The 20,774-nt window shown below is 34.6% G+C and carries 19 protein-coding genes and 1 tRNA gene; 10 read left to right on the top strand and 10 right to left on the bottom strand.

The features are described 5' to 3' along the window. Position 1: 1 nt before the first annotated feature. Together bshC and NMY3_RS10965 are read right to left on the bottom strand one after the other, a co-directional pair. Complete coding sequence (gene bshC / locus NMY3_RS10960) at positions 2–1,660, bottom strand: bacillithiol biosynthesis protein BshC (RefSeq protein ID WP_196815895.1); 1,659 nt, start codon at positions 1,658–1,660, stop codon at positions 2–4. Positions 1,661–1,706: 46 nt separating this feature from the next. Then, positions 1,707–2,324, bottom strand: coding sequence for a PHP domain-containing protein (locus NMY3_RS10965; RefSeq protein WP_196815896.1), 618 nt, complete (start codon positions 2,322–2,324; stop codon positions 1,707–1,709). Positions 2,325–2,446: 122 nt separating this feature from the next. Here NMY3_RS10965 and NMY3_RS10970 point away from each other — a divergent pair, with 122 nt between their 5' ends. Beyond that, entirely contained in the window at positions 2,447–3,448 is a 1,002-nt protein-coding gene (locus tag NMY3_RS10970; protein ID WP_196815897.1) for an ATP-grasp domain-containing protein, read from the top strand. A 54-nt stretch (positions 3,449–3,502) separates the two neighbouring features. Here the strand turns inward: NMY3_RS10970 and NMY3_RS10975 are convergent, their stop codons facing one another. The 5 genes from NMY3_RS10975 to NMY3_RS10995 form a co-directional block, all read right to left on the bottom strand. Then, positions 3,503–3,733, bottom strand: a complete 231-nt coding sequence (locus NMY3_RS10975) for a hypothetical protein (RefSeq protein WP_196815898.1) — start codon at positions 3,731–3,733, stop codon at positions 3,503–3,505. A gap of 46 nt (positions 3,734–3,779) precedes the next feature. Continuing rightward, the gene (locus NMY3_RS10980) at positions 3,780–5,255 is read right to left on the bottom strand and encodes a glycosyltransferase family 2 protein (protein ID WP_196815899.1); all 1,476 of its coding nucleotides are present in this window, start codon (positions 5,253–5,255) and stop codon (positions 3,780–3,782) included. Between the two features lie 160 nt (positions 5,256–5,415). Next, a complete protein-coding gene (locus NMY3_RS10985) occupies positions 5,416–5,625 on the bottom strand; it encodes a hypothetical protein (RefSeq protein WP_196815900.1) in 210 nt (69 codons plus the stop codon). Between the two features lie 53 nt (positions 5,626–5,678). Beyond that, complete coding sequence (locus NMY3_RS10990; protein WP_196815901.1) at positions 5,679–8,279, bottom strand: dihydropteroate synthase; 2,601 nt, start codon at positions 8,277–8,279, stop codon at positions 5,679–5,681. 28 nt (positions 8,280–8,307) lie between these two features. Next, positions 8,308–9,294, bottom strand: a complete 987-nt coding sequence (locus tag NMY3_RS10995; RefSeq protein WP_425319405.1) for a homocysteine S-methyltransferase family protein — start codon at positions 9,292–9,294, stop codon at positions 8,308–8,310. A gap of 94 nt (positions 9,295–9,388) precedes the next feature. Here NMY3_RS10995 and NMY3_RS11000 point away from each other — a divergent pair. Both NMY3_RS11000 and NMY3_RS11005 read left to right on the top strand, forming a co-directional pair. Beyond that, positions 9,389–9,463, top strand: a tRNA-Arg gene (locus NMY3_RS11000). A gap of 511 nt (positions 9,464–9,974) precedes the next feature. Further along, positions 9,975–11,432: an SLC13 family permease gene (locus tag NMY3_RS11005; protein ID WP_196815903.1), complete on the top strand. Its 1,458-nt coding sequence runs from the start codon at positions 9,975–9,977 to the stop codon at positions 11,430–11,432. A 744-nt stretch (positions 11,433–12,176) separates the two neighbouring features. On the opposite strand, the gene NMY3_RS11010 is transcribed toward NMY3_RS11005, so the two are convergent. From NMY3_RS11010 to NMY3_RS11020, 3 genes are all read right to left on the bottom strand, one after another. Next, positions 12,177–12,989: an SIMPL domain-containing protein gene (locus NMY3_RS11010; RefSeq protein WP_196815904.1), complete on the bottom strand. Its 813-nt coding sequence runs from the start codon at positions 12,987–12,989 to the stop codon at positions 12,177–12,179. Positions 12,990–13,911: 922 nt separating this feature from the next. Beyond that, on the bottom strand, positions 13,912–14,100 hold the full coding sequence (locus NMY3_RS11015; protein ID WP_231100022.1) for a hypothetical protein: 189 nt from the start codon (positions 14,098–14,100) through the stop codon (positions 13,912–13,914). An 864-nt stretch (positions 14,101–14,964) separates the two neighbouring features. Beyond that, positions 14,965–15,177 (bottom strand): hypothetical protein, encoded by a 213-nt coding sequence (locus NMY3_RS11020; RefSeq protein ID WP_196815906.1) that lies wholly within the window; start codon positions 15,175–15,177, stop codon positions 14,965–14,967. A 595-nt stretch (positions 15,178–15,772) separates the two neighbouring features. Between NMY3_RS11020 and NMY3_RS11025 the strand changes: the two genes are divergently transcribed. The 7 genes from NMY3_RS11025 (at position 15,773) to NMY3_RS11055 (ending at position 20,762) form a co-directional block, all read left to right on the top strand. Beyond that, positions 15,773–16,351, top strand: coding sequence for a hypothetical protein (locus NMY3_RS11025; protein ID WP_196815907.1), 579 nt, complete (start codon positions 15,773–15,775; stop codon positions 16,349–16,351). A gap of 465 nt (positions 16,352–16,816) precedes the next feature. Then, positions 16,817–17,557, top strand: coding sequence for an SDR family oxidoreductase (locus tag NMY3_RS11030; RefSeq protein ID WP_196815908.1), 741 nt, complete (start codon positions 16,817–16,819; stop codon positions 17,555–17,557). Between the two features lie 228 nt (positions 17,558–17,785). Further along, entirely contained in the window at positions 17,786–18,073 is a 288-nt protein-coding gene (locus tag NMY3_RS11035; protein WP_196815909.1) for a hypothetical protein, read from the top strand. An 82-nt stretch (positions 18,074–18,155) separates the two neighbouring features. Further along, positions 18,156–18,377 carry a hypothetical protein gene (locus NMY3_RS11040; protein WP_196815910.1) on the top strand — a complete coding sequence of 74 codons (222 nt, stop codon included), beginning with the start codon at positions 18,156–18,158 and terminating at the stop codon, positions 18,375–18,377. 238 nt (positions 18,378–18,615) lie between these two features. Further along, the gene (locus NMY3_RS11045) at positions 18,616–18,834 is read left to right on the top strand and encodes a hypothetical protein (RefSeq protein WP_196815911.1); all 219 of its coding nucleotides are present in this window, start codon (positions 18,616–18,618) and stop codon (positions 18,832–18,834) included. A gap of 92 nt (positions 18,835–18,926) precedes the next feature. Beyond that, the gene (locus NMY3_RS11050; protein ID WP_196815912.1) at positions 18,927–19,769 is read left to right on the top strand and encodes a polyprenol monophosphomannose synthase; all 843 of its coding nucleotides are present in this window, start codon (positions 18,927–18,929) and stop codon (positions 19,767–19,769) included. A 51-nt stretch (positions 19,770–19,820) separates the two neighbouring features. Continuing rightward, complete coding sequence (locus NMY3_RS11055; protein WP_196815913.1) at positions 19,821–20,762, top strand: ABC transporter substrate-binding protein; 942 nt, start codon at positions 19,821–19,823, stop codon at positions 20,760–20,762. The last annotated feature ends 12 nt before the right edge of the window (positions 20,763–20,774 follow it).

The raw sequence follows: 20,774 nt of genomic DNA on the forward strand, positions 1-20,774 counted from the left end.
CTCAGTTTAGTACCACAGGTTTGGTTAAATCATTATTTTCAACTAATTTGTGAGACCATTCATGCTCTACATGTTCAATCCCCATGTTAACAGCATAATCGATAATACATGATCTTAGTTTCAATGCATTTTTAGATTTTTGGACATTCTTTATTATATCCTTTACTTTCCTTTGTTCCTGTTTATAGTAAAATAAATCGCTTAATAGATCCTGTAATTGAGCTTTATTTTCGTATATTTCATTTCGCTTTAATATTAAGGGTTCAATTTTTTTCCTCAGTTCATCATTCTTTTGATTGATTTGAATAAAGAACTCTGTCATATTTGATATTCCGTTTTCCTCTAAATATCTTGAGGCTTCTCTTTGGGCGATTCCTGTAAAAACATCGGCACCTGCCCAGAGCATCATAGGGGGTAATTTTATTTGCAATTCATCAAAGACTCTCTTTCCTACTATTGTATATCCTATACTTCCACCAATACCTGAAATATATCCAGAAATTGCCAATTCTCTTGATAGCAGAAGTAAAATCGGGATGGCCCGTGGTGATACCATTTCAATCTTGTCCTCGGGGATTGATATCTTCCCATTCTTACCGATAGATAACGATAAATTTTTCTTGCAAGAGATGCATTTGCCGATTAACAAAATTTCTCCATTATCTTCCCTGCTTATTTTAGAGGAAGCCTTGCTGCCGCAATCACAGTGTAACCACAAAGGAGAATGTTTATTTAGGTTTGCGCTAACTCCTGTATATATTCCATGTTCCCTGAAATAGGATTCTGATTTCTCTAAGGAATTTAGATACCTTTCATTCTCGGATAAAAGGAAGTTATATCCCCTTTGAAATACTTGGGACAGATCTGATAAATTTACAAATAATGTTTTATAATTCCAAAAATTATTAACAATTTTAGACATGATAATTGAATTGAATTCAGAGTAGTTATCAGATAATAAAAATGCCTCTTCAACTATACTCCAAAACTCTTTGAATCGTTCATAAAGAGACTTAACTTCAGACTTTGATAAATCCTTGTTATTTTTTATCCAATTATATATTTGGTTTTCCCAATAATTTACCAGGGAGCGAGTTGGGGACTCAGTCATGCTAGAGATTTTCCATCTTTTTGAATCATTGATTGGATATCTTAGATCAAGTACTCCAGTGGTATTTCTTATACTAGGTAGTTTGGCCACATGCATCCATTTATCATCCATAAAATCGTGATCAACTATTAGAAACAGGGGAACAATAGTATCGTTGTTCCTGATGGAACGATTTGCCAATGTCTCCAATAATACTATTTTCTTAAAAACCCCACTAAATGCGAATAAATTGGGTTGATGAATTCCGACGATTATTTTTGATCTTTTATTGGTCAGAGAATCAATTTGGTTTCTGGTTTTTTCATTTAGAGTTCCTGCCTTTGTATGAAAATTTGTTACAACCTTTTTAAGAAGTTCTCGGTTTGAACCAACAAATTCATCTGTTTCAGGTAAGGGATTCTTGTTCAAAATATCAACAGCATCCTCGAACTTTGACGGAATGGATTGTACAAATCTGCTAATATCTGAATCAGATGAGTTCAGATATCTGGAGAATATTGCACTTAATTTACTGTCACCGTCAATAGTGGCTACCGTATTGCTTCCCAAACCTCTTAATCACTATTATCTATTTAAGTTTCTTTTTAACTATATCTTATTTCTCTTCTATAAGATTTATCAAATCATTTATTCTATTAAAATTCCCTATATCATTAATTGCATGTGCGTCACTGCCGAGATGGAATTCTACGCCACATTCTTTAAAAATTTTCAAAAATTCCTTGGGTGGACGTATGTATTTTGAGTTAATTTCTATTTTTTTCCCGTTAGCAACGATCAAATCTCCTAAATTTTTTATTTCTCTATCATTTACTTTAAAATCAATTTCTGGAGCTAAATGCCCGATTACATCAACATTAGGATTCTTAATTGCTTTAGTTAATCCCTCATACCATACTTCCTTGTTGTATCTTGTGTGAAAACTAGCGATAATAAAGTAATCTTTGTTTAAATATTCATTCGGGCAATCAATTTCTCCATCCACTAATATCTTGGCCTCAAATCCCTTAAGGATCTTGACGTTAGTCCTAGGGATGTAGGAGTCTATCTCATCAATATATTTTTTGGTCCATTCAGAATTTTTTCGTACATGCTCTGTAATGGCTATCCTTTCTAGGCCTATGGATTCAGATTTGTTTATGATATTGGGTATTGTTAAATCTATTGAGGAATGGTCATTATAGTTACAATGGATATGCAAGTCTTCTTTCATGTTTAGCATCATAATTTTATATGAAAAAGTTATGCAAATATGTTTTATAATTTTTCTTAATTAAAACATTCAAAAATATTTATATCATTAACAAATTTAACTGTATTAAAAACGGATGCCGATTGCGTAGAAAAATATCCACAGTATTGATTCCCGGTGCCTCTGCACCTGCTGGAATAAATACAATAAAATCATTGAGATTATCAGATTTTAAAGGCAAGATATTATCTACGGATTCTAACAGTTTATCAGCAGGTTTTTATCTATCTGACTACTATGAGGTGATCCCGGAGGCTGAAGCAGACGATTATTTGGAAGTACTGCTTAACGTAATCGACAAATACAACATAGAGATTTTAATGCCTTCATCAGGTTACGATATTTTTCCCTTTAGTGAATTCAAATCCAAATTGAAAAAACATGGGGTGATTCCTGTAGTGAGTGACAGAAAAATCTTGGAAATTTGTAGAGACAAGATTTATACATTTAATCACTTAAACAAGATTTTTAGACTCCCTTTCACGACTCTAAATCCCGATGAGATTGATACCTATCCATTCATTGCAAAACCGCGCTATGGGAAGGGCAGTAGGGATGTAATTCAGGTAAACGACGAGCAAGAAAAGAGATACATTTGCTCAAAGTTCCCTAATATGATCTACCAGGAATTCTTACCTGGAGATGAATATACAATTGATGTCATGAGTGATTTGGAAGGTAATCCAATAATTTCAGTTCCACGTGTAAGACTGCAAACAAAAAGTGGTATTTCTACAAAGGGTAAGATTATTCTGGATAAAGAATTGATTGAGGAATCCATGAAGATAGTGAAAAAACTTAGAATAATTGGACCTTCATGCATTCAGATGAAAAAAGACAAGTTAGGTCAATTCAAATTGGTAGAAATTAATCCTCGTCTAGGTGGCGGCACAATTTTTACAACTTTGGCTGGTGCCAACTTCCCCAGGATGGTCGTGGATTTAGTCGAAGGAAAAAAAATAGACCCTCCAAAGATTTCTGAAATTACAGTACTACGATACTTTGAAGAAATTGTTTTGGATGAACGAAACAAAATTAACTATAGCGGAAAAGACCTACTAGCAAGTAATCCTTGTCGTATATGATTAAATTTCGTACAAGATTAAGAAAATGTTTTGGATGAATTATACAAGAATTAATTAGCCACAGCGGAAAAGACCTACTAGCGAGTTATGCATGTCGTACATGATTTTGTCTATTGAACTTGTTGAATTTTGTAGTGTATCAATTTGAAAGTATTGGCCAGTGGCTTCTAGTATCTGGCATGGCCATAGACCTGTCAAATTCATTAGTATAACACAAAAACCTATTGTCATAGCTAGAGCTACCACAACTACGTCTGTATATTTAAATTCAAATTTTGATTTCAAACTTGTTCACTTATTTATTAATTCCAAAAATTTTAATTCGCAAGGCTCATCTCCAACCCGTTTTCTTTATGGTAATCGCAGCGTAGATCAACAACCATGTATAAACATAGGTCGATAAAAGCTGAAAAAAGGGCCTATAAACCCAATTTTTATCGCCTGGATTTCTTAGCCTAAAATCAACCCCATATATCATTCCGGTAAATAATACTCCTGCAAACCAGACAATAGGAGTAATATAGTCTCCAGCTAAAGGCATAAAAATTACAGTGGTAGCCACAATATAAGGCCTGATAAATTTCATTGAGGTCTGCAAATAATATAAAAGTGCAACATAAAACGGTCTCTTCCAGAAAATACCTCCAGCAGCAAATAAACTTCTGATAAAACTCTTTCTCCATCTTACCTGTTGCTTTATTAAAGAATCAATGGTAGGTGGAACTCCAATGTTTACTCTTATCCTTTGGGAATACAAAACTTTCCAATATCCATGGATCTCTTGATTAGATTCATCTCGATCATTCTCATTTTCTAGCATACTTTCTGACATTGACCTTTTGACCGTACCTTCATTGTTGAGGATTGGAATCTCGGCATAATGCTGGCTGACAGATTTGTTAGAAATCTTTGGAGGACGAGTCGACAAAACATATGCCGTCATTCTCCTATCAGTTGCAAACTTAAATTCCATCCCTAAAAATCTGTCTCGTGCCCATAGAGGTATAAAGTCTTGAATAGCAACCCGTCTATAGAAACTAAGTGAACCTGCACAGCAACTTACGGATGAAAATACGGTTTCCATCCCTTTTTGTGCCCTACAAGCTCCATCGGCGTACACGTCTTGCATTTTTTCAAGAAAGTGATCGCGAAATCCTCCAGTGTGTCTGTTTTTAACTCGTCCATGGCCAGTAAGAGCTCCTACCTGTTTATCTGAGTGAAAAATTTGTACCGCCTTTTCAGTTGCATCAATAGCCATATCGCAATCGCTATCCATGAAAGCGTATATCTCTCCGTGTGCAATCTTGCTAGCTGCCTCAATTGCCTTTTTCTTTCCAAGGCTTTCCTTCAGATGTACTATTCTCAGGTTAACTGTTTTGTTTTTATCTTTAATACAGTCGAGAATCTCGCCCGTTTTGTCTGTACTGCCATCGTCTATTACGATTATTTCCTTATTCTTATAGGTTTGGTCTATACATGACTGTATGCATATACTAATGTCGGCTTCCTCATTTTTTACAGGGACAACAATAGATACCAGCGGTTTTTCATTTTCAGGAATTACCTTTTCATAATTTTTTACGTATGGATCTTTATATCGAAAATACGAAATTAATAAGATGTTAAATAATATAAAGGAAGTTAAAATGCTGTAGATTCCTACTCCCAGATCAATCACGTATATGGTCAAATATACCTTAGTAAATAAAATTACCAGAACGGATGATAAGAGTAATACCCTAACGAACCATCTTTTATGATCCAATTCCTTTGTATTAATGAATTTAGTGGGATTACTCAAAGCCAAACATTAAATCAACTCGTCGATAGTTTAGTTGAAATAAAGCTGTTTATTACTTTTTTCATATTAGCTTCCTAGAATCGGTTATATAGGATTCTTATAGTACAAAGATAAGAAAAAGAAAGAGGATTGTTAAATGTTATTCTAAGGTAGTTTGTATGGTTTTCTAATTCCATCTCATTCTTTCATTTTCTCTGTCCTCTTTGGACGATTTTTTCCAATCTTTGTAGTGATTCCTACATAAATATACACGCTTTTTTGAATTATCAAAATCTAAATCTTGTGACATTTTTGCCTTTGCCAAACTCATCGATCTATCTGCAGACTCTTGGCAACCTAAAACGCTACAAGTAATTCCCTTCTCTACCTTTCCCATTAGAAAGCAAAAACCGTCGTAATATAATAAAGTTAATGGAGATTGAAATCAGCCTATAAAGTAAAGTATTGGGCAACTGGGTTATGTACAACTATCGCAGCAGTGGAGAATTCAGGATCAATTTGTCCACTTTCAGTTAGAGTCATTCCGCTAATTGAGGGGTTCATTAATTTCCATACCATGAAATGTTGGGTTATATCTGGACAGCTTGGGTAACCCCAACTGTACCTCAAACCTCCTACCTTTAGCATGAGCTCTTTTTTGATTCTATAATTTACCCAATCTGCCAAAGCTTCAGTCGTTTCTACTGCCAACCCATGAAGGTAATAGGCATCAGTATAACGACCTTGCTTATTCCATTCATCAATTATCTCTGTAACTTTATTCCCCATTGTTACTGACTGAAATGCAACCACATCGTCGGACTCTGAGTCAAAATAATCTGCAAGACACAGATGTGTTAAATTGCTAGACCTTGGGAATTCAAAGGTCAGTTCTGAATCAATCTGGTTATCATCATGATATTTCACTAAGAGGCTATTGTTTCCTACCTTTCTGCATCGAAAGTAAGAGTAGACTGCATGGGGATCAAATAAATTCTCCTCTACAACTTTAATCTTCCATTCTCTAAGTAGCTCTTCATACTCCTCTCTTAGTTCGCTAGATTTTTTTCCCCTTAATCCCCATGACAATACAAAAAGGGATTTCTTGTTCAAGTATTGCCATATTTCTTTGAGCGGTAGATCCTTATTTTCCAGTCTGGTTACAAAATTAAATTTAGGGGGAACAGGTTTGTCTCTTACTGGTTTTACGTTACTTAAAATATTACTTAGATCTTGCGCATTGGAAGCCTCATTATATTTTCTTTCTTTCCAACTTGATAATTTTTCCAACCATTTATTCATGTACTCTTCCTTACTCCCACTCATGAGATTGTTCATAACTTTAAGCCCTTCAAAGGCAGTCTTGCAGTAGAATATTCCAGCTTTGTAAATATTGCCGTCCCCCTTTGCTATCCTATTAATATAATCGCTATTAATTGCAGCACCACCGCACAAGACTGGTATGTTCATCTTATTCTCTCGCAGAAATTCTGAAAAAAGCTGCATTTGTTTTGATGTTGAAACTAATAATGCAGATAATCCCACAGCGTCTGCGTTTACTTCCTTAATCTTATTAACTATACTAGGAATAGGAACTTGTTTCCCCAAATCAAAAACTTCATATCCGTTGTTAACCAATATTGTCTTTACCAAATTTTTTCCTATATCATGTACATCACCATATACCGTACATAGGACGATTTTTCCTTTGCTGATTCCCTCTTGTTTTATGAGGTATTTCTCTAGCTCCAAAACAGCAGCCTTCATGCACTCGGCGGACTTTAAAACGAAGGGCAAAATCAATTCTCCTGCACCAAATTTATCTCCTACTTCTTTCATTGCAGGAAGAAGCACTTCGTTGAGGGTCTCTACTGCTGCCTCATGTAATTTTTCTTTATTACCAGAAAGCGTGGTCCTCTTTGTGTAGTTCTCTAACAATACTTCTGAAATAGAAAAATCATCTTTGGACGCAATTCTCTCCGATATAGATAAAACTACGTCGTTTTCTATTCCGTCTTTTAATCTATTAACTATTCTAAAGTAACATTTTTTACCTGCATCCCAACTTGCATCCATTTCCATCAAATTGTTCTGTTTTTGTGTACCTGTAGATGCTGCTGTTCCTGTACTATTAACAGTATCATTGGAACTAAAATATGTTATTAATTCAGATAATGCGCTACTCTTATTATTAAAAATAAGGTCTTCGCATATTCCTTTCTCTTTCGAGTTGATTTGAGGGTACGGAATGATATCTTTTGGATTAATAATCACACTATCAAGACCACTTTTTATTGCATGATACAAGAAAACTGAGTTAAGATATTTTCTAGCTAGTGGTGGTAATCCAAAGCTTACATTGCTTAATCCCAGCGTTGTCAAAGACTTTGGATATTTCTCTTTTACGAGCTTGATCCCTTCTAATGTATGAGCAGCAGATTCAATGTATTCTTCCTCGCCTGTTGCTAACGTGAAGGTTAATACATCAAAAATTAGCTGCCATGGTTTTAAACCTAAATCAATCGCCTTGTCATGTAAAATTCCTGCAACTTCTAATTTTTCTTGGCTAGTTTTTGCCATCCCTTTTTGTCCTATGCACATAGAAACCGCAGGAGCTCCGTATTTCTTCATTAAAGGGGTAATATCATCAAATCTACTCCCATCGCCTTCTAGATTGATAGAATTAATTATTGGTACGCCAGGAATCTGCTTAAGGGCAGTAGCAATAACCTTTGAATCTGTTGAATCGATCACAAGTGGGGCTTCTATCTCTAAACTAAGCCTCTTGACCAGTTTTTGCATGAAATCCTGTTCATCAGATCGTTCTGTTGTTGCTACACATACATCTAAACAGTGTGCACCATCTTCTACCTGATATCTTGCTAATTCAATTAACCCATCAAAGTCGTTTTCAAGTACCATTTTTTTGGCTTTCTTTGATCCCTGAGAATTTAGTCGCTCCCCAATGATTAAGGGACGGGGGTTTTGATGGAGTTCTAAAGATGCTAGTGCTGAAGAAACTTTTGGCTTTTCATTGTAGATTTTTTTCATTTTAGTAACCTTACTAGATTATCCGACTTTAGGTAACAGTCTCATTTTCAAATGACAAATTTACAGGAGTTTTCGTCCTTGTGTTAAGCATGGAGCGTAAGTGCTTTATATGATCTACCGATGTACCACAACACCCTCCAATTATTTTTAATCTTTCATATTTATTAACAAATTCAGAAAGCTTTAGACTGATTTCTTGTGGTGCCATCAAATATTTAGCTATACCATTTTCGTTCACTGGCATTCCGGCATTGGGCATGACTAATATGGGTAACTCATTTTGTTCGCATAACCACTGTACACTTGGAGTCATTTCCAAGGGCCCTGTAGAACAATTTAATCCAAATACATCAATATCTAAATTACTCAAAGTTGTATATGCTGATTGAACGTTTGTTCCAAGGAGCATTTTCCCATATTGGTCGAGGGTTACATTTGTAATTATCGGTAAAGTCTTTTCTAATTTGTTCATCGCTCGGAAGCAGCTTTCAACAGCTAATTTCATCTCTAATACATCTTGTCCTGTTTCAATTAAAAGAGCATCACACCCTCCAATTATCAGTCCCTGGGCTTGGACAAAGAAGGCTTCTTCGATTTCTCCCAATGAAATATTACCTAGATCAGAATCGTTTGAGCTAGGCAAATACCCTGATGGACCCATCGAACCTATTACATATACATCGCGACCTAACTCTGCAGATGATTCTTTCACAAGTTTTGCCCCCTGAACATTGAAATCGATAGTCTTATCCCCTTGTCCGTATTCATCTAACTTGAGCTTATTGCTGCCAAAGGTATTGGTTTCAATACAATCGCTGCCTGCTTTGATGTAGTTCTTATGGATCGTCTTTATCCATTCAGGATGAGTAAAATTCAAACTATCATTAAATCCTTCTTTATTATTGAGATAATCGTTCTCCTTGGGTTCGTATTTTTGAATTTCTGTACCCATTGCACCATCAAATAAAAGAACTTTAGTCGCTAAGTCATTAAGAAAGCCATTCAATATTATTATTATTTTATAAGAGACTTTATTTGCTTATAATCCTTTCACCTTGATCTAGAGCAATTAAAAAGAGATTTATAGAAATTTACTATTTAAGAATACTGGGTTCATAGTTCAGCATGGATAGAATGACTGCCTGCGGAGCAGCTGGTCGAGGGTTCAAATCCCTCTGGACCCGATACAAAAAATCATCCAACCCACAGTTGGAGGCTTTAGCAAGAAGATGTAACGGCGTACATGTAGTCAAAGGCTGAAGAAATATACCTGATATATGTAGCTGCTATGCGAAGATTCAAATCTCATAGATGCGGAGACAATTGTCAGTGGCTATAAATAAGACAATGTGGCCGATTATTGTAAACACAATTGATTATTTATCCAATCTCTGACTAACATTGGTATCAAATATACACATACGAATCCCTTAAATTATGGGATCTTAAATGCAAATATCCCAAGCTGTAAATTCGTTTAGGTCTAGACAATGTAGAATCGAATGAAAATTCAATAGAATTTAGAAATAAAAACCTTCAAAGTTCGGAGCAAAAGTCTATCACATTTCAAATATTCACTTACATTAGAATTCCAGGACTAACTCTGATTATTGAAAGAGTCAATTTGGTCTTTGCTATTGCTTGTTCTTGTTATACATTAATCACTTATATTACTGTCAAATAATGCTAGCATGGATGCAGAACAGCCATTCCACCCCATCTGCAAAACTAGGTAAAACTAAGTTGTTTGGACTCATTTTAGGTCCAGTTTTGTTCTTAATCTTCCTTGTTAGTCCTGCCCCAGAAGGCTTACCAGAGCAAGGTAAACTGGTGGCGGGTATAACACTTTGGCTTGTAGTGTGGTGGGTCACTGAAGCTGTTAGTATTTATGCAACTGCTCTATTACCTCTGGCTCTGTTCCCTATAACTGGAGTTTTATCACTTAGGGTGGTTGGGGCAGAATACATGAGTCCGATAATTATTCTTCTATTGGGGATGTGTTTGGTCGTTCTTGCAGTTGAAAAATCTGGTTTACAACGAAAAATTGCGTTTGGGATCATCAGCATTTTCGGTTATTCACCCAAGAGGATAATCCTTGGCTTTATGATCTGTACGGCTTTAATTTCCACGGTTATTATGAGTACGACGGTTGCTATTCTGATCATTCCAATGGTTTTTTCCATTTTGTCCTTGCTTTCTGATAATGGTATTAAAGTGAGTACAAAGTTTAAAGTCATGCTTTTACTAGGTGTTGCATTTTCCTCTTCAATTGGAAGTATTACAACACTCATTGCATCTCCTCCTAATCTTATGTATGCAGAAATAGTACATGAGTTATTTGACAAGACGATTACTTTCGGCGCCTGGTCTTCAGTAGCTGCACCACTGGCATTTACGATGTTGATGATATCCATAATATACTTCACAAGTCAAGTTAGAAAGGAGCAAATGGATGAAATGCTCATCAAAAAGATAATTGTCGCTGAAAAAGAAAAGTTAGGAAAAATTACAGGAGAGCAAAAGGCATCTTTAATCATTTTAATCTTCGTTTTGGTCTTGATGTTCGCAGCTCCTTATTGGGCTGGTGATGATTCATATATTGAAACTGCAGTAATTGCAATTCTTGGCGGTGTATCGCTTTTTGTGATACCAAAAAATAGAACCGAAAAGTTTCTAAACTGGTCGGATGTACAAAAAGTCCCGCTAGGCGTTTTGTTTATCCTTGGTGCAGGAATTTCCCTGTCATTGGCGTTTACAACATCAGGCCTTGCTGATTATCTGGGGACCAAATTATCGGTATTAAGTATTCTACCCTTCCCAGTAATAGTAATAATTATTGTTTCTATTACAATGATTATTGGTAATACCATGTCAAATACTGCAACGGCAGCTATATTCATACCCGTTGTTGCTAGCATGGCTTCAATCAATCACTGGCCTCCATTACCTTTTCTTGCTGCGATTACGCTATCTAGTTCCCTTGCGTTCCTCCTGCCAATGGGGACTCCTCCAAATGCACTAGTTTATGAAAAAGGCAAAATACAGATCAACGAGATGATTAAAAATGGAATTGTACTCACCGTTTTTGCAATTATCATGATATCGGTGTTTACAATCTTCCTATACCCTTTGCTTTTGCCAGATATATCCTGATAAAATTAACTTTCTTATCGATAATGATAAAGTGATTTGGTATTTGAAAAGTCGCCATGGGAGTTTCATATATCATAGTTCAAAAAATTGATTTTTACATCACCCTCCTAAAAAATCTCAAGGATATTTTTTTATCAACTATGAATTCGCCTTTTGCGTTTACATATACATCATTATTATTTAATGGAAATCTCTTTACGCGTCATCGGATTTACATTTGAGGTCACCGTTGAATCAATAAAACTAGGGCCTTCTTGTTACCGTAATTTGGAGTCTAATGATTTTTGAATTGTAAATTGTCTTTTCGACCGGTTTGCTCCACCGATAGAAATATTCAAGTGTTTCGATACTTTAGAATTTCAATATCATATGGAATAACAATTAACTTATTTGACAGACAGTGTGTTTATCTTGTTAATATCTCTTAATCTTATACATTGTCCCAAATATAACATTGAGACATTAGAAGAAAATTGAGATTCAGTATAGAAAAAAGGAAAATAAATAAGAGTTCGAATGGGGGAAACAGCAATTACGTTAACACTTGGTTAAGTTGAATAGGCAACTCTTACCTCAAAGTTTTTTAGTACAAATTACATTTCATTAAAATATTTTGAAAAAAAAGAAATTTATTTTTACAAAAAGGTTGAAGAGGTTGGACTATGACAATTCAGATTGCTCGCGCACAATAGTTTGCTATATCTTAATCTTCTTAAATAATGAAAAATAGAGTGTTAATAGCCCCTAGTTAAGCAAGTAGGTTATCTGCACTGTGACAGAAACCTCTTGCTGTCCTGGGAGAATTGGGGTTGAGGTCACAACAGATGCAAACGATTTCTGCATAATCTGATCGTTAAAAGGCACGGGGTTGAAGCCATCCGTGTTAACTGATATTGATTTGATACCGACGATTGCAGACCCTATTGCCGAAGCGGCTACCTCTGCATTTTGTCTGGCGTTAATAATAGCTTGCTCTATGAGCGCATTTGTAACACTTTCCAATGACTTGTCAGAAATTCTAAAATCCACTCCATTGATGGTATTGGCTCCTGCATTAACTGCAGAATCAATCCAGGATGAAATATTATCAAAGTTAGGACTTTGAATCGTCAATATGTTAGACACTGTGAACCCTGTTTGTACACTAATTCCTGATTCTGTAAAATTGAAATTAGGTTGAATTGTATACTGAGATGTACTGATCTCATTTTCTTTGACGCCATTATTTCTTAAACTAGTGATTATTTCGTTTGCTATTTTCGAATTTGAAGTTACTGCATCAGTTACAGATTGATTTGTAGATTGTACCCCAATCGAGATAGTTACCAAATCAGTTTTCACTTTGTCCGTTGCAGAACCCGATACAAATAAAGTATTATTGAGAGAAGCTAATTGAGTTTTATTGTCTTGGTCGGAAAGCGTGGCTTGGGCAAATACGCCTATAGGTTCCATGCTTATAACGTTGAGAGCTATAAATCCCAATCCCAATCCCAAAAATAATAGGATGTTAAGATTATTGACATTTCGTTTCAAATTTTTTTCAAAATTGTTTGACATCGATTTATTAAAACCTCATCCGATATATAAGAAGACCCCATGTGGGAAATTAGACGATGGTATATTTTTTGCTGAATAGTTCAGTGAATGAATTGTAGATAGTATAGAATCTAATTCTTATTTTCTATTGGAGGGAACGTAAACTATAGATATACCAGGCAATGCTCACAAACTTTGTAATAGGGGTATACAATAAGTTTTTCCCAGGTTTAATATGAAAGCGATTAATTCTTGTATTACTATCACAAGGAAAGATATAATCAAAGCGTTAAGTCAAGTCCCATTCTTGATGTAATTTAATGTATTCTCAATTATGATTTTCATAATATGGGAATGTAAATAGTGTTTTAGATTTAGGAACCTGTACTGTTGGGTTTCGCAATACCCACTATAATTGATACGGCGTGTCTCTTGTGTCCTTCGAGTAGCATACTACGAACCCTTGTTATAAACTTGATTATTTTCTTGGGTATGGTTGGTGTAGGAATCCATTTGCTCATATGGCTAAATTGTAACTAATGTCATTGGTAATGCAAGCCAACTTCGAGTTGGGTCGGTCACATTGATTTCGAAATCCGTTTTCTCTTGGAGCTAAGATCCTTTTTGTACGATATTTCTGATTCCATCTCAAAATTCCGATATGACTTATCTTGATGATGTGTAAGTAATATAGTGTTTTGATTGCATACCGAAAGCATAACTCAGGTATTGCTTGTACAGACCTTTTCCACTTTATTATGAAGCGTTCAGTTTCTTCTGAATACCGTCCAAGGATGGAGGATGTTTAAGCCGTAGGTATATCGTTAAGTTATTAGACCTACTAAACACATCAAATTAATTTATTTGTTTTTGAAAAATTATATTCGTCTTAGCCATAGCATGGACAATCCTTTTAGATCATCTGTTTACCACATTCTTGTTATTAGTAAAGGAGATCTGAAATATTGCCATTATCCTTTAGCAAATCAAAACTATCATTATTCGTCAAGTCATTTGATCCTAAATTATCTGGAGTCAAGTCGTCAAATAGGTTGTTTATCTCATTAGAGGTAATCATGTAATATACTTTTGAGTCGTTTATATTCACATCTAGAGCTACTCCAAGATACATTATGAACACATAAGAAATGCATATAGACTTTATCAATTTTGTCGTGATCAACTGGAGTTTAAATTATGTATGTCATAAGATAAAAAGTTAACCTTGCGTTTTTGCGTAATCATCAATATGTTTGTCCATAAAAGCCATTAGTACTGCAATAACATACAAGACCAAAAACTAGGTTATTTATACACCCAAAGCAAATGACGATTTAATGAAAATATTGAAATCTAACATAAGTTGAATAGTTCTAATGTACTTTATGAGTATGAACACAAACCGAACAAACCTAGTCTCAATAGCAGTAATATTTGCATTACCATAACCAAACAATTAATTTTCTGAGTATGATCTACGATGTTTTATTCTAAATTTAATGGATACAAGAAACCAATTAACGGTAATTTTGGTTTGAACGTGTACTCTCCCAGAATTAGATCTCATTCATGCATTTTAGTATTATTTTTAAACTTCTGGATGGATGGAAGATAGATGTGGTAATTTCATTTTAATGTATACCTAATAGAGGGGTCAATAATATCTCAGGGATAGCACCAATCCTTAATTTTTAAAGCAGTATCTGCCTAGCCGGATTTAGAATGTCCTAATTTCTTTTTCTTCATTAGAGTGCGGCTTCTTCTAGACTTAAACCCTTAAACCTCTGTGGCCATTAACGAATGGGTAGTTATTCACACCCAGGAAAACTTGCTATGGGATATTCAGTGCCTTTGGACCGGATGCCGTTTCATTAAGCGCACACCCGCAGTATAACCACATCTTCAGTTTATACTAGTGTCAGATACTTTTGAAAGTACAATTATTATGTGTATTAGAGTTCTAAAGTATTAGCATTCTTATGGTTTTAAAACCGAGTTAGTCTAAAGACATTTTGTTTAATCTGTCCCTCAATTCTCTAAGTAATACTTTATCTAACGTCATTTCTTGAACGTTGACTATTTTTCTATCTTTCTTGATCTTTGTGCCTATAAGAAATTGTTCTTTGTATATGTCCCTCCTGTGTATCTTGTACAAATCATTAATGTACAATTCTTCAGGATATGATTTCATATTGTCTTCTTCTGCCATCTATTTCATTACCAAATAAGATACGTATAATCCCAGTTAATATGCTTGCAATTTTAAGGTCTTTACCCCAGTAATTTCTAGCTCAAAACCCTGAACATACATTTTCATGTGCAGTTACAATATGCCAATTTCAATACTATCATATCTGATATTTCTAGCTCATTTCCAAATATGGTTTACTGAGTGGCCCTTTTTTTGGATGCTGGATATAGAGATTGTTGAGGTTAGGTTCTGCAATTTGCCTTCAATCTTCTTTATCACAGCATAGCATTTTCTCTGTAATAAAAATCAAGATTCGCAAGTGCACAGCATATAGTCACGTTTTTAAATAAAAACCTAATTATTTTGTACATCTCACCTTCTCTAAGATACCTGAATAAACCAGATACTACAAACCTGGACTTGTATGAGACTTTCTCAAATCAATTTATAGAAACTGGGGTTTAAGTGCTTATACTATGAAACTAATTTTCGGATTTAGATTGATGGCATATAGCCTATAATCGGCAGTAGATTCTTTTACGGCAAGCATTACGGTATTGCCCCCTTATATTTCATAAAAGGTTTAATTATACTATTTTTATCTATATCTTAGATGACTTCTGGTAAATACTTCAATAAAGGTGTTAAAGCATTAGATGAACCAAATCTAGGGTATGTAGTCAGAGAAACTCCTGATAAAATAGTGGTTTTTGGAGAAAAAAATGAAAGGTACGATATTCCGATAAAGGAAATTGAACAAGTAGGCGCCAATGTTTTGATTGGATTAAATTCTGCAGACTTGGATAAATATGCAGTTCCGAGAGATGCCCCTCTTCCGGCAGGTAGACAGGATCCTTGGGCAGAGCCAGATAAGGTGGTGGATTTAGCAGCATATGAGGGGAAATATCCAAACACTTTATTTAATAAAGGAGTTCGAGCGAAGAATGAAGACCATGTAGGTCATGTACTAAAGGAGACCAATGATAAAATAGTGGTTTTTGGAGAAAATAATAAAAGATTTGATATTCCCAAATCTGAGATTTATCAGGTAGGTATGAATGTAATAATAAAAATTGACTTTCCTGAGATATTCAAATATGAAGTGCCAAAGGAAGCACCGTTACCCACTGGGGAACCTATAGAAACTGTTGATACGGATGCATTCCCCGAAGATTACCATGGTCCTAAATAACTTACTGTATTAAACCACCTATTTTCATTTTTCATGTTTGTGACCTAAATAATATTTGAGAATTTTGGCGATAATGGCTGTTGAATAATAAACGCTTGAATTGTCCTTAGGTTAACAGTAGCTAAATACAATACAAATGGGAACTTGAATAATCAGGACCTATCAGTACTGGATAACCAATCTAATTCGCTATTTTAACGTCATAACAAGAGATCTCATAATTCAACTAATCAATTATATCGATTACAAATATGATACGAGTAGGATTCAGAACTTAAAGATGCCAAAATCACATCGCAAAAATGGTAGAGTGAAAATAACAAGCCAATATCATTTACCAGAGAAAAATCTAGATTTTTAGAATCAATCAGAGAGCTGAAAATCAAGTCAATTACAGGATTATACTCGCAAAAGAAAAAACAGCGTCGAATATGAATAAATTTGAGCAGATTATTAAATTAACAAATGATTAAGGGTAAAGTCATATTAATTACGGGGGCAAGCAGCGGGATCGGATATACAACGGCCTTAACTTTGTCTAAAGCAGGAGCAACTATTATTGCAGGCGCACGCAGGATTGATAAACTAGAGAGTTTGAAAAAGGCAATTAGAGATCAAAATGGGGAGATCTTGATAAACCAACTAGACGTAACAAAGAGGCAAGATTGCACCAACCTTGCAAATTCGGCTGTTGACAAATATGGAAAGATTGATGTTTTAATAAATAACGCGGGTCTTATGCCGCTGAGTTTTGTAAAGAACTTAAAAATAGACGAGTGGGACAGAATGGTGGATGTAAACATAAAAGGTGTACTATATAGTACAGCAGCTGTTATTCCTCACATGCTATCAAATAAGTCTGGTCATATTGTGAATATTTCTTCAATAGCAGGTAGATTGGTGTTTCCGGCAGGTAGTGTTTACTGCGCTACAAAGCATGCCGTTACTGCATTTAGCGAGGGATTGAGACAGGAATTAAGTCAACGATCTAACATTCGTGTTACTTGCATAGAACCAGGTGTAGTTGCAACAGAGCTTAACAATACCATTACTGATAGTTCACTACAAGGTTTTCTGGAATCGGTTAAAAAAATGGAACCGCTGCAAGCTCAAGACATAGCAAATGCTATTCTATTTGCAATAGATTCGCCAAATCATATGAATGTAAATGAAATTATGATAAGACCTGTACAACAGGAAAGGTAGCCACTACACTTTATTGAATCCTCAATGAAATCTGCAAGGTTAGAACCTGAGTACCATCATTATTCATTTAATGATGATATATATGAAACAAAACCTCGATACTGTACTGCTATTTTTCATAGATTGACTAGGGAACTCTTGTTAATAATTGTAGATCCTGATCCCATAATTTGATAAACCTCTTTTGCCTCAGAAAATTAGGATGAGAACTGAGCCAGGTTTATTTTTTTGGTCATTGAATTTTCATTCTTATTAGTCTGTTTCTTTGGGCTTGGTGAATACGTGTCTTTTGGGGAAATAGAATCCTCCTGGATTAATTATACGTCACAGAGTGACCGTGGATTTACATTCAGTTTTCCATCAAGTTGGACAGTTGTTAAAAGTACACACGAAGATAACGGTGTCATTGCGTTGTCCCTTCCAAATAACTATGATCTATTTGGCGAAAAGATGACATTTGGATTGGAGAAACTACAATCCAAATGTCACATGATGATTATTCTAACCAAGCAATAATAATCTATCAAGGACATTGCAAGAATTTCACCTAATAGATTCAAACCCTTATGTAATATCAGATACATTATGGGAGAGAATTTTGTTTACTCATGAAACTGATAATAGAGTAGTTAAAGTATTGCAGGTTTGGACCTTCAAAGATGATTATATTTATGTTAATTCGTTTGGTACCACACCAGATAGTTACTTTGGTTACATTCCAACAATATATGAGATAATTTCTGGTGTCAAGATTTATACAAAAAATATAACAGATATTCCTTCGGGTAACATTAAAGAATCTATTTATCGGTCTCAATAAGGGTTTATCTTAAAATATCCTAGTAGTTGGAATAAGGTTTTGGGTCTAAATAGGTATCTTTTATATCAAATCAAGATAATCCTCTAGATCATTATTTGGAAAGAATCGATATTTATCATTATGAAAGAGGCGACAACTTATCTTTTACAAAATATGATGAAAACGATTTCATAAAGTAGATTTAGTTGATGAAATTAACTACCTGGCAAATAACTTACAGAACCTTGAATGGAGTTCAGTGAATGACATGAATTCCTCCAAGATTTTCGGAAAGGACCTCATATACACTTACTATTCAAATTTGGGCCCTACCAAATCAAAAGAAATAATGATTAGAAATAACACAGACCTGTTTAAGATTATTTTTACCACTCAAACAGACGAATTCCATAAATTCCTTCCTAATATCAATAAAATAATAGATAGTTTCCAAATCGGTACAACCAAATTGGATTAAATTGTAGAATTTCTAGGATCCAATTGTAATACATTTATATATTTACTTTTGGAATGAAATTCGAAAGAGACTTCAAGAAATGGGATGTAAAGATGAACGAAAATATAATATGTAGAAAAACTCAGGATGACCTGATAAAGAAACTTAACAATCCTCCCTTATTCTCAATTATTATCCCAACTTATAATGAATCACAAAATATAGTTAATTTAGTAAATTCCATCTATACCTGCGTAAAAGCCCAAGGGTGCTATGAGATAGTCATAATTGATGATAATTCTCCAGATTGCACTGTTGATAAGATAATTGAAGCTTTTGATGAAAAAAAAGGATTCAATTTATACAAGATACGTGATACAGTAGGTATTCAGTCGCATAAGCATTTTTTTATTTATCCCCTTCATGATGAGAGCTTTTTTATAAAGATAGTAAAGAGAAAAGAGCGGTCAGGTTTGATATCAGCCATATATGAGGGATTTAAATCTTCAATTAGTGACTATCTTATAGTAATGGATGCTGACTTTTCACATACACCAATACATATCAATAGTTTGATCGAGGAGATCAGAAATTCTAGGTGTGATCTAGTAATTGCATCACGGTACTTGAAGGGTGGTAGAATAGTAGGATGGACTTCAAAGCGGATTTTTTATAGCAAATTTGCCACAAATTTATCAAGACTCTTATTCAGATTGTCTAATGTATCAGATCCAATGTCCGGTTTTTTTGTAACAAAAAGAGATGTCGTAAGGAAAATGGAATTTAACACTTCTGGATTTAAGATTCTTCTAGAGATATTAGTAAAGTCAAAATCTATAAAGATTAAGGAAATTCCCTACACTTTTACTGATAGAGCAAATGGCTCAAGTAAACTTAATTCAAAAGTAACTATTGACTTTTTCAAAAGCTTGTATATCTTGCACAAACATCATTGAGTAGAAGGAACTCATAATGTTTAGGTAGGCATCATTAAGAGGACAAATTCCTTGACAACTTACTCTAGAATTCTCTCGTTCTTACCGAGTGCAACTGAAATTATTTTTGAATTAGGACTTGATGATATCTTAAAAGGTGTTACTCACGAATGTAATTATCCTAAAAGAGCTCTACAAATACCAAAGATAATTGAACCATCAATAGATTTTGAACAACTGGATAGTTCAGATATAGATAAGAAAGTAATGGAAATGTCATTCAAAAAAGAGCCATTATTCAAGATCGATGTAGATAAAATAAGGGAAATAAAACCAGATCTGATAATTAGTCAGAATATGTGCTCAGTGTGCGCACCTTTTGATAAGGAAATACAGAGAACTGTTGAGATCTTGGGATATGAACCTCGTAATTTAGTACTGAATCCTTCGAGCCTTTCTGAAATATTTCAAAGTATAATAGTTTTGGGTAAAGAATTAGACAGAGAACAAGAGGCTCTTAAGGTTACCTCTCAGCTTGAGGAAAGAATTAACAAAATAAAGTCGATTTTACATGATCCAGTCAAGAAACACCTTTTTGATAGTCGACCCAAGGTCTTGTGCTTAGATTGGCTGAACCCGTTTTATGTTGCCGGGCATTGGGTACCTGAAATGCTAGATATAGTTGGAGCAAAGGGTTTAAATGGACAGGGCGGTTTGGATTCCCACCAAATTAACTCAACGAAAATAGCACAGTTGGATCCAAACAAGGTGATTTTAATGCCATGCGGGTTTGATATTACTAGGACCCAGAAAGAATATCAAAAGATAAAAGATTCAAAGTGGGATTCATTAAGAGCAAATAGAGAAAAGGAAATCTATATCGTAAATTCTAGTGCATTTTTCAGTAAACCTAGTCCTAGAATCGTAATTGGAATAGAAATATTAAGCAAGATTGTTCATCCTGAAGCGTTTGAGGATATAAGAATTCCAAATTCGGGTTTCATTAAAATCTAATTTATCAATAGA

The sequence above is a fragment of the Candidatus Nitrosocosmicus oleophilus genome (assembly GCF_000802205.1).
Lineage (GTDB): Archaea > Thermoproteota > Nitrososphaeria > Nitrososphaerales > Nitrososphaeraceae > Nitrosocosmicus > Nitrosocosmicus oleophilus.

What these genes read in the sequence shown, in the direction of transcription:
- NMY3_RS11010 (WP_196815904.1), bottom strand. Translation starts at nt 12,989, where the DNA reads ATGTCAAACAATTTTGAAAAAAATTTGAAACGAAATGTCAATAATCTT.
- NMY3_RS11020 (WP_196815906.1), bottom strand. Translation starts at nt 15,177, where the DNA reads ATGGCAGAAGAAGACAATATGAAATCATATCCTGAAGAATTGTACATT.
- NMY3_RS10985 (WP_196815900.1), bottom strand. Translation starts at nt 5,625, where the DNA reads ATGGGAAAGGTAGAGAAGGGAATTACTTGTAGCGTTTTAGGTTGCCAA.
- NMY3_RS11005 (WP_196815903.1), top strand. Translation starts at nt 9,975, where the DNA reads ATGCAGAACAGCCATTCCACCCCATCTGCAAAACTAGGTAAAACTAAG.
- NMY3_RS11025 (WP_196815907.1), top strand. Translation starts at nt 15,773, where the DNA reads ATGACTTCTGGTAAATACTTCAATAAAGGTGTTAAAGCATTAGATGAA.
- NMY3_RS10990 (WP_196815901.1), bottom strand. Translation starts at nt 8,279, where the DNA reads ATGAAAAAAATCTACAATGAAAAGCCAAAAGTTTCTTCAGCACTAGCA.
- NMY3_RS10965 (WP_196815896.1), bottom strand. Translation starts at nt 2,324, where the DNA reads ATGAAAGAAGACTTGCATATCCATTGTAACTATAATGACCATTCCTCA.
- NMY3_RS11030 (WP_196815908.1), top strand. Translation starts at nt 16,817, where the DNA reads ATGATTAAGGGTAAAGTCATATTAATTACGGGGGCAAGCAGCGGGATC.
- NMY3_RS11050 (WP_196815912.1), top strand. Translation starts at nt 18,927, where the DNA reads ATGAACGAAAATATAATATGTAGAAAAACTCAGGATGACCTGATAAAG.
- NMY3_RS11015 (WP_231100022.1), bottom strand. Translation starts at nt 14,100, where the DNA reads ATGTATCTTGGAGTAGCTCTAGATGTGAATATAAACGACTCAAAAGTA.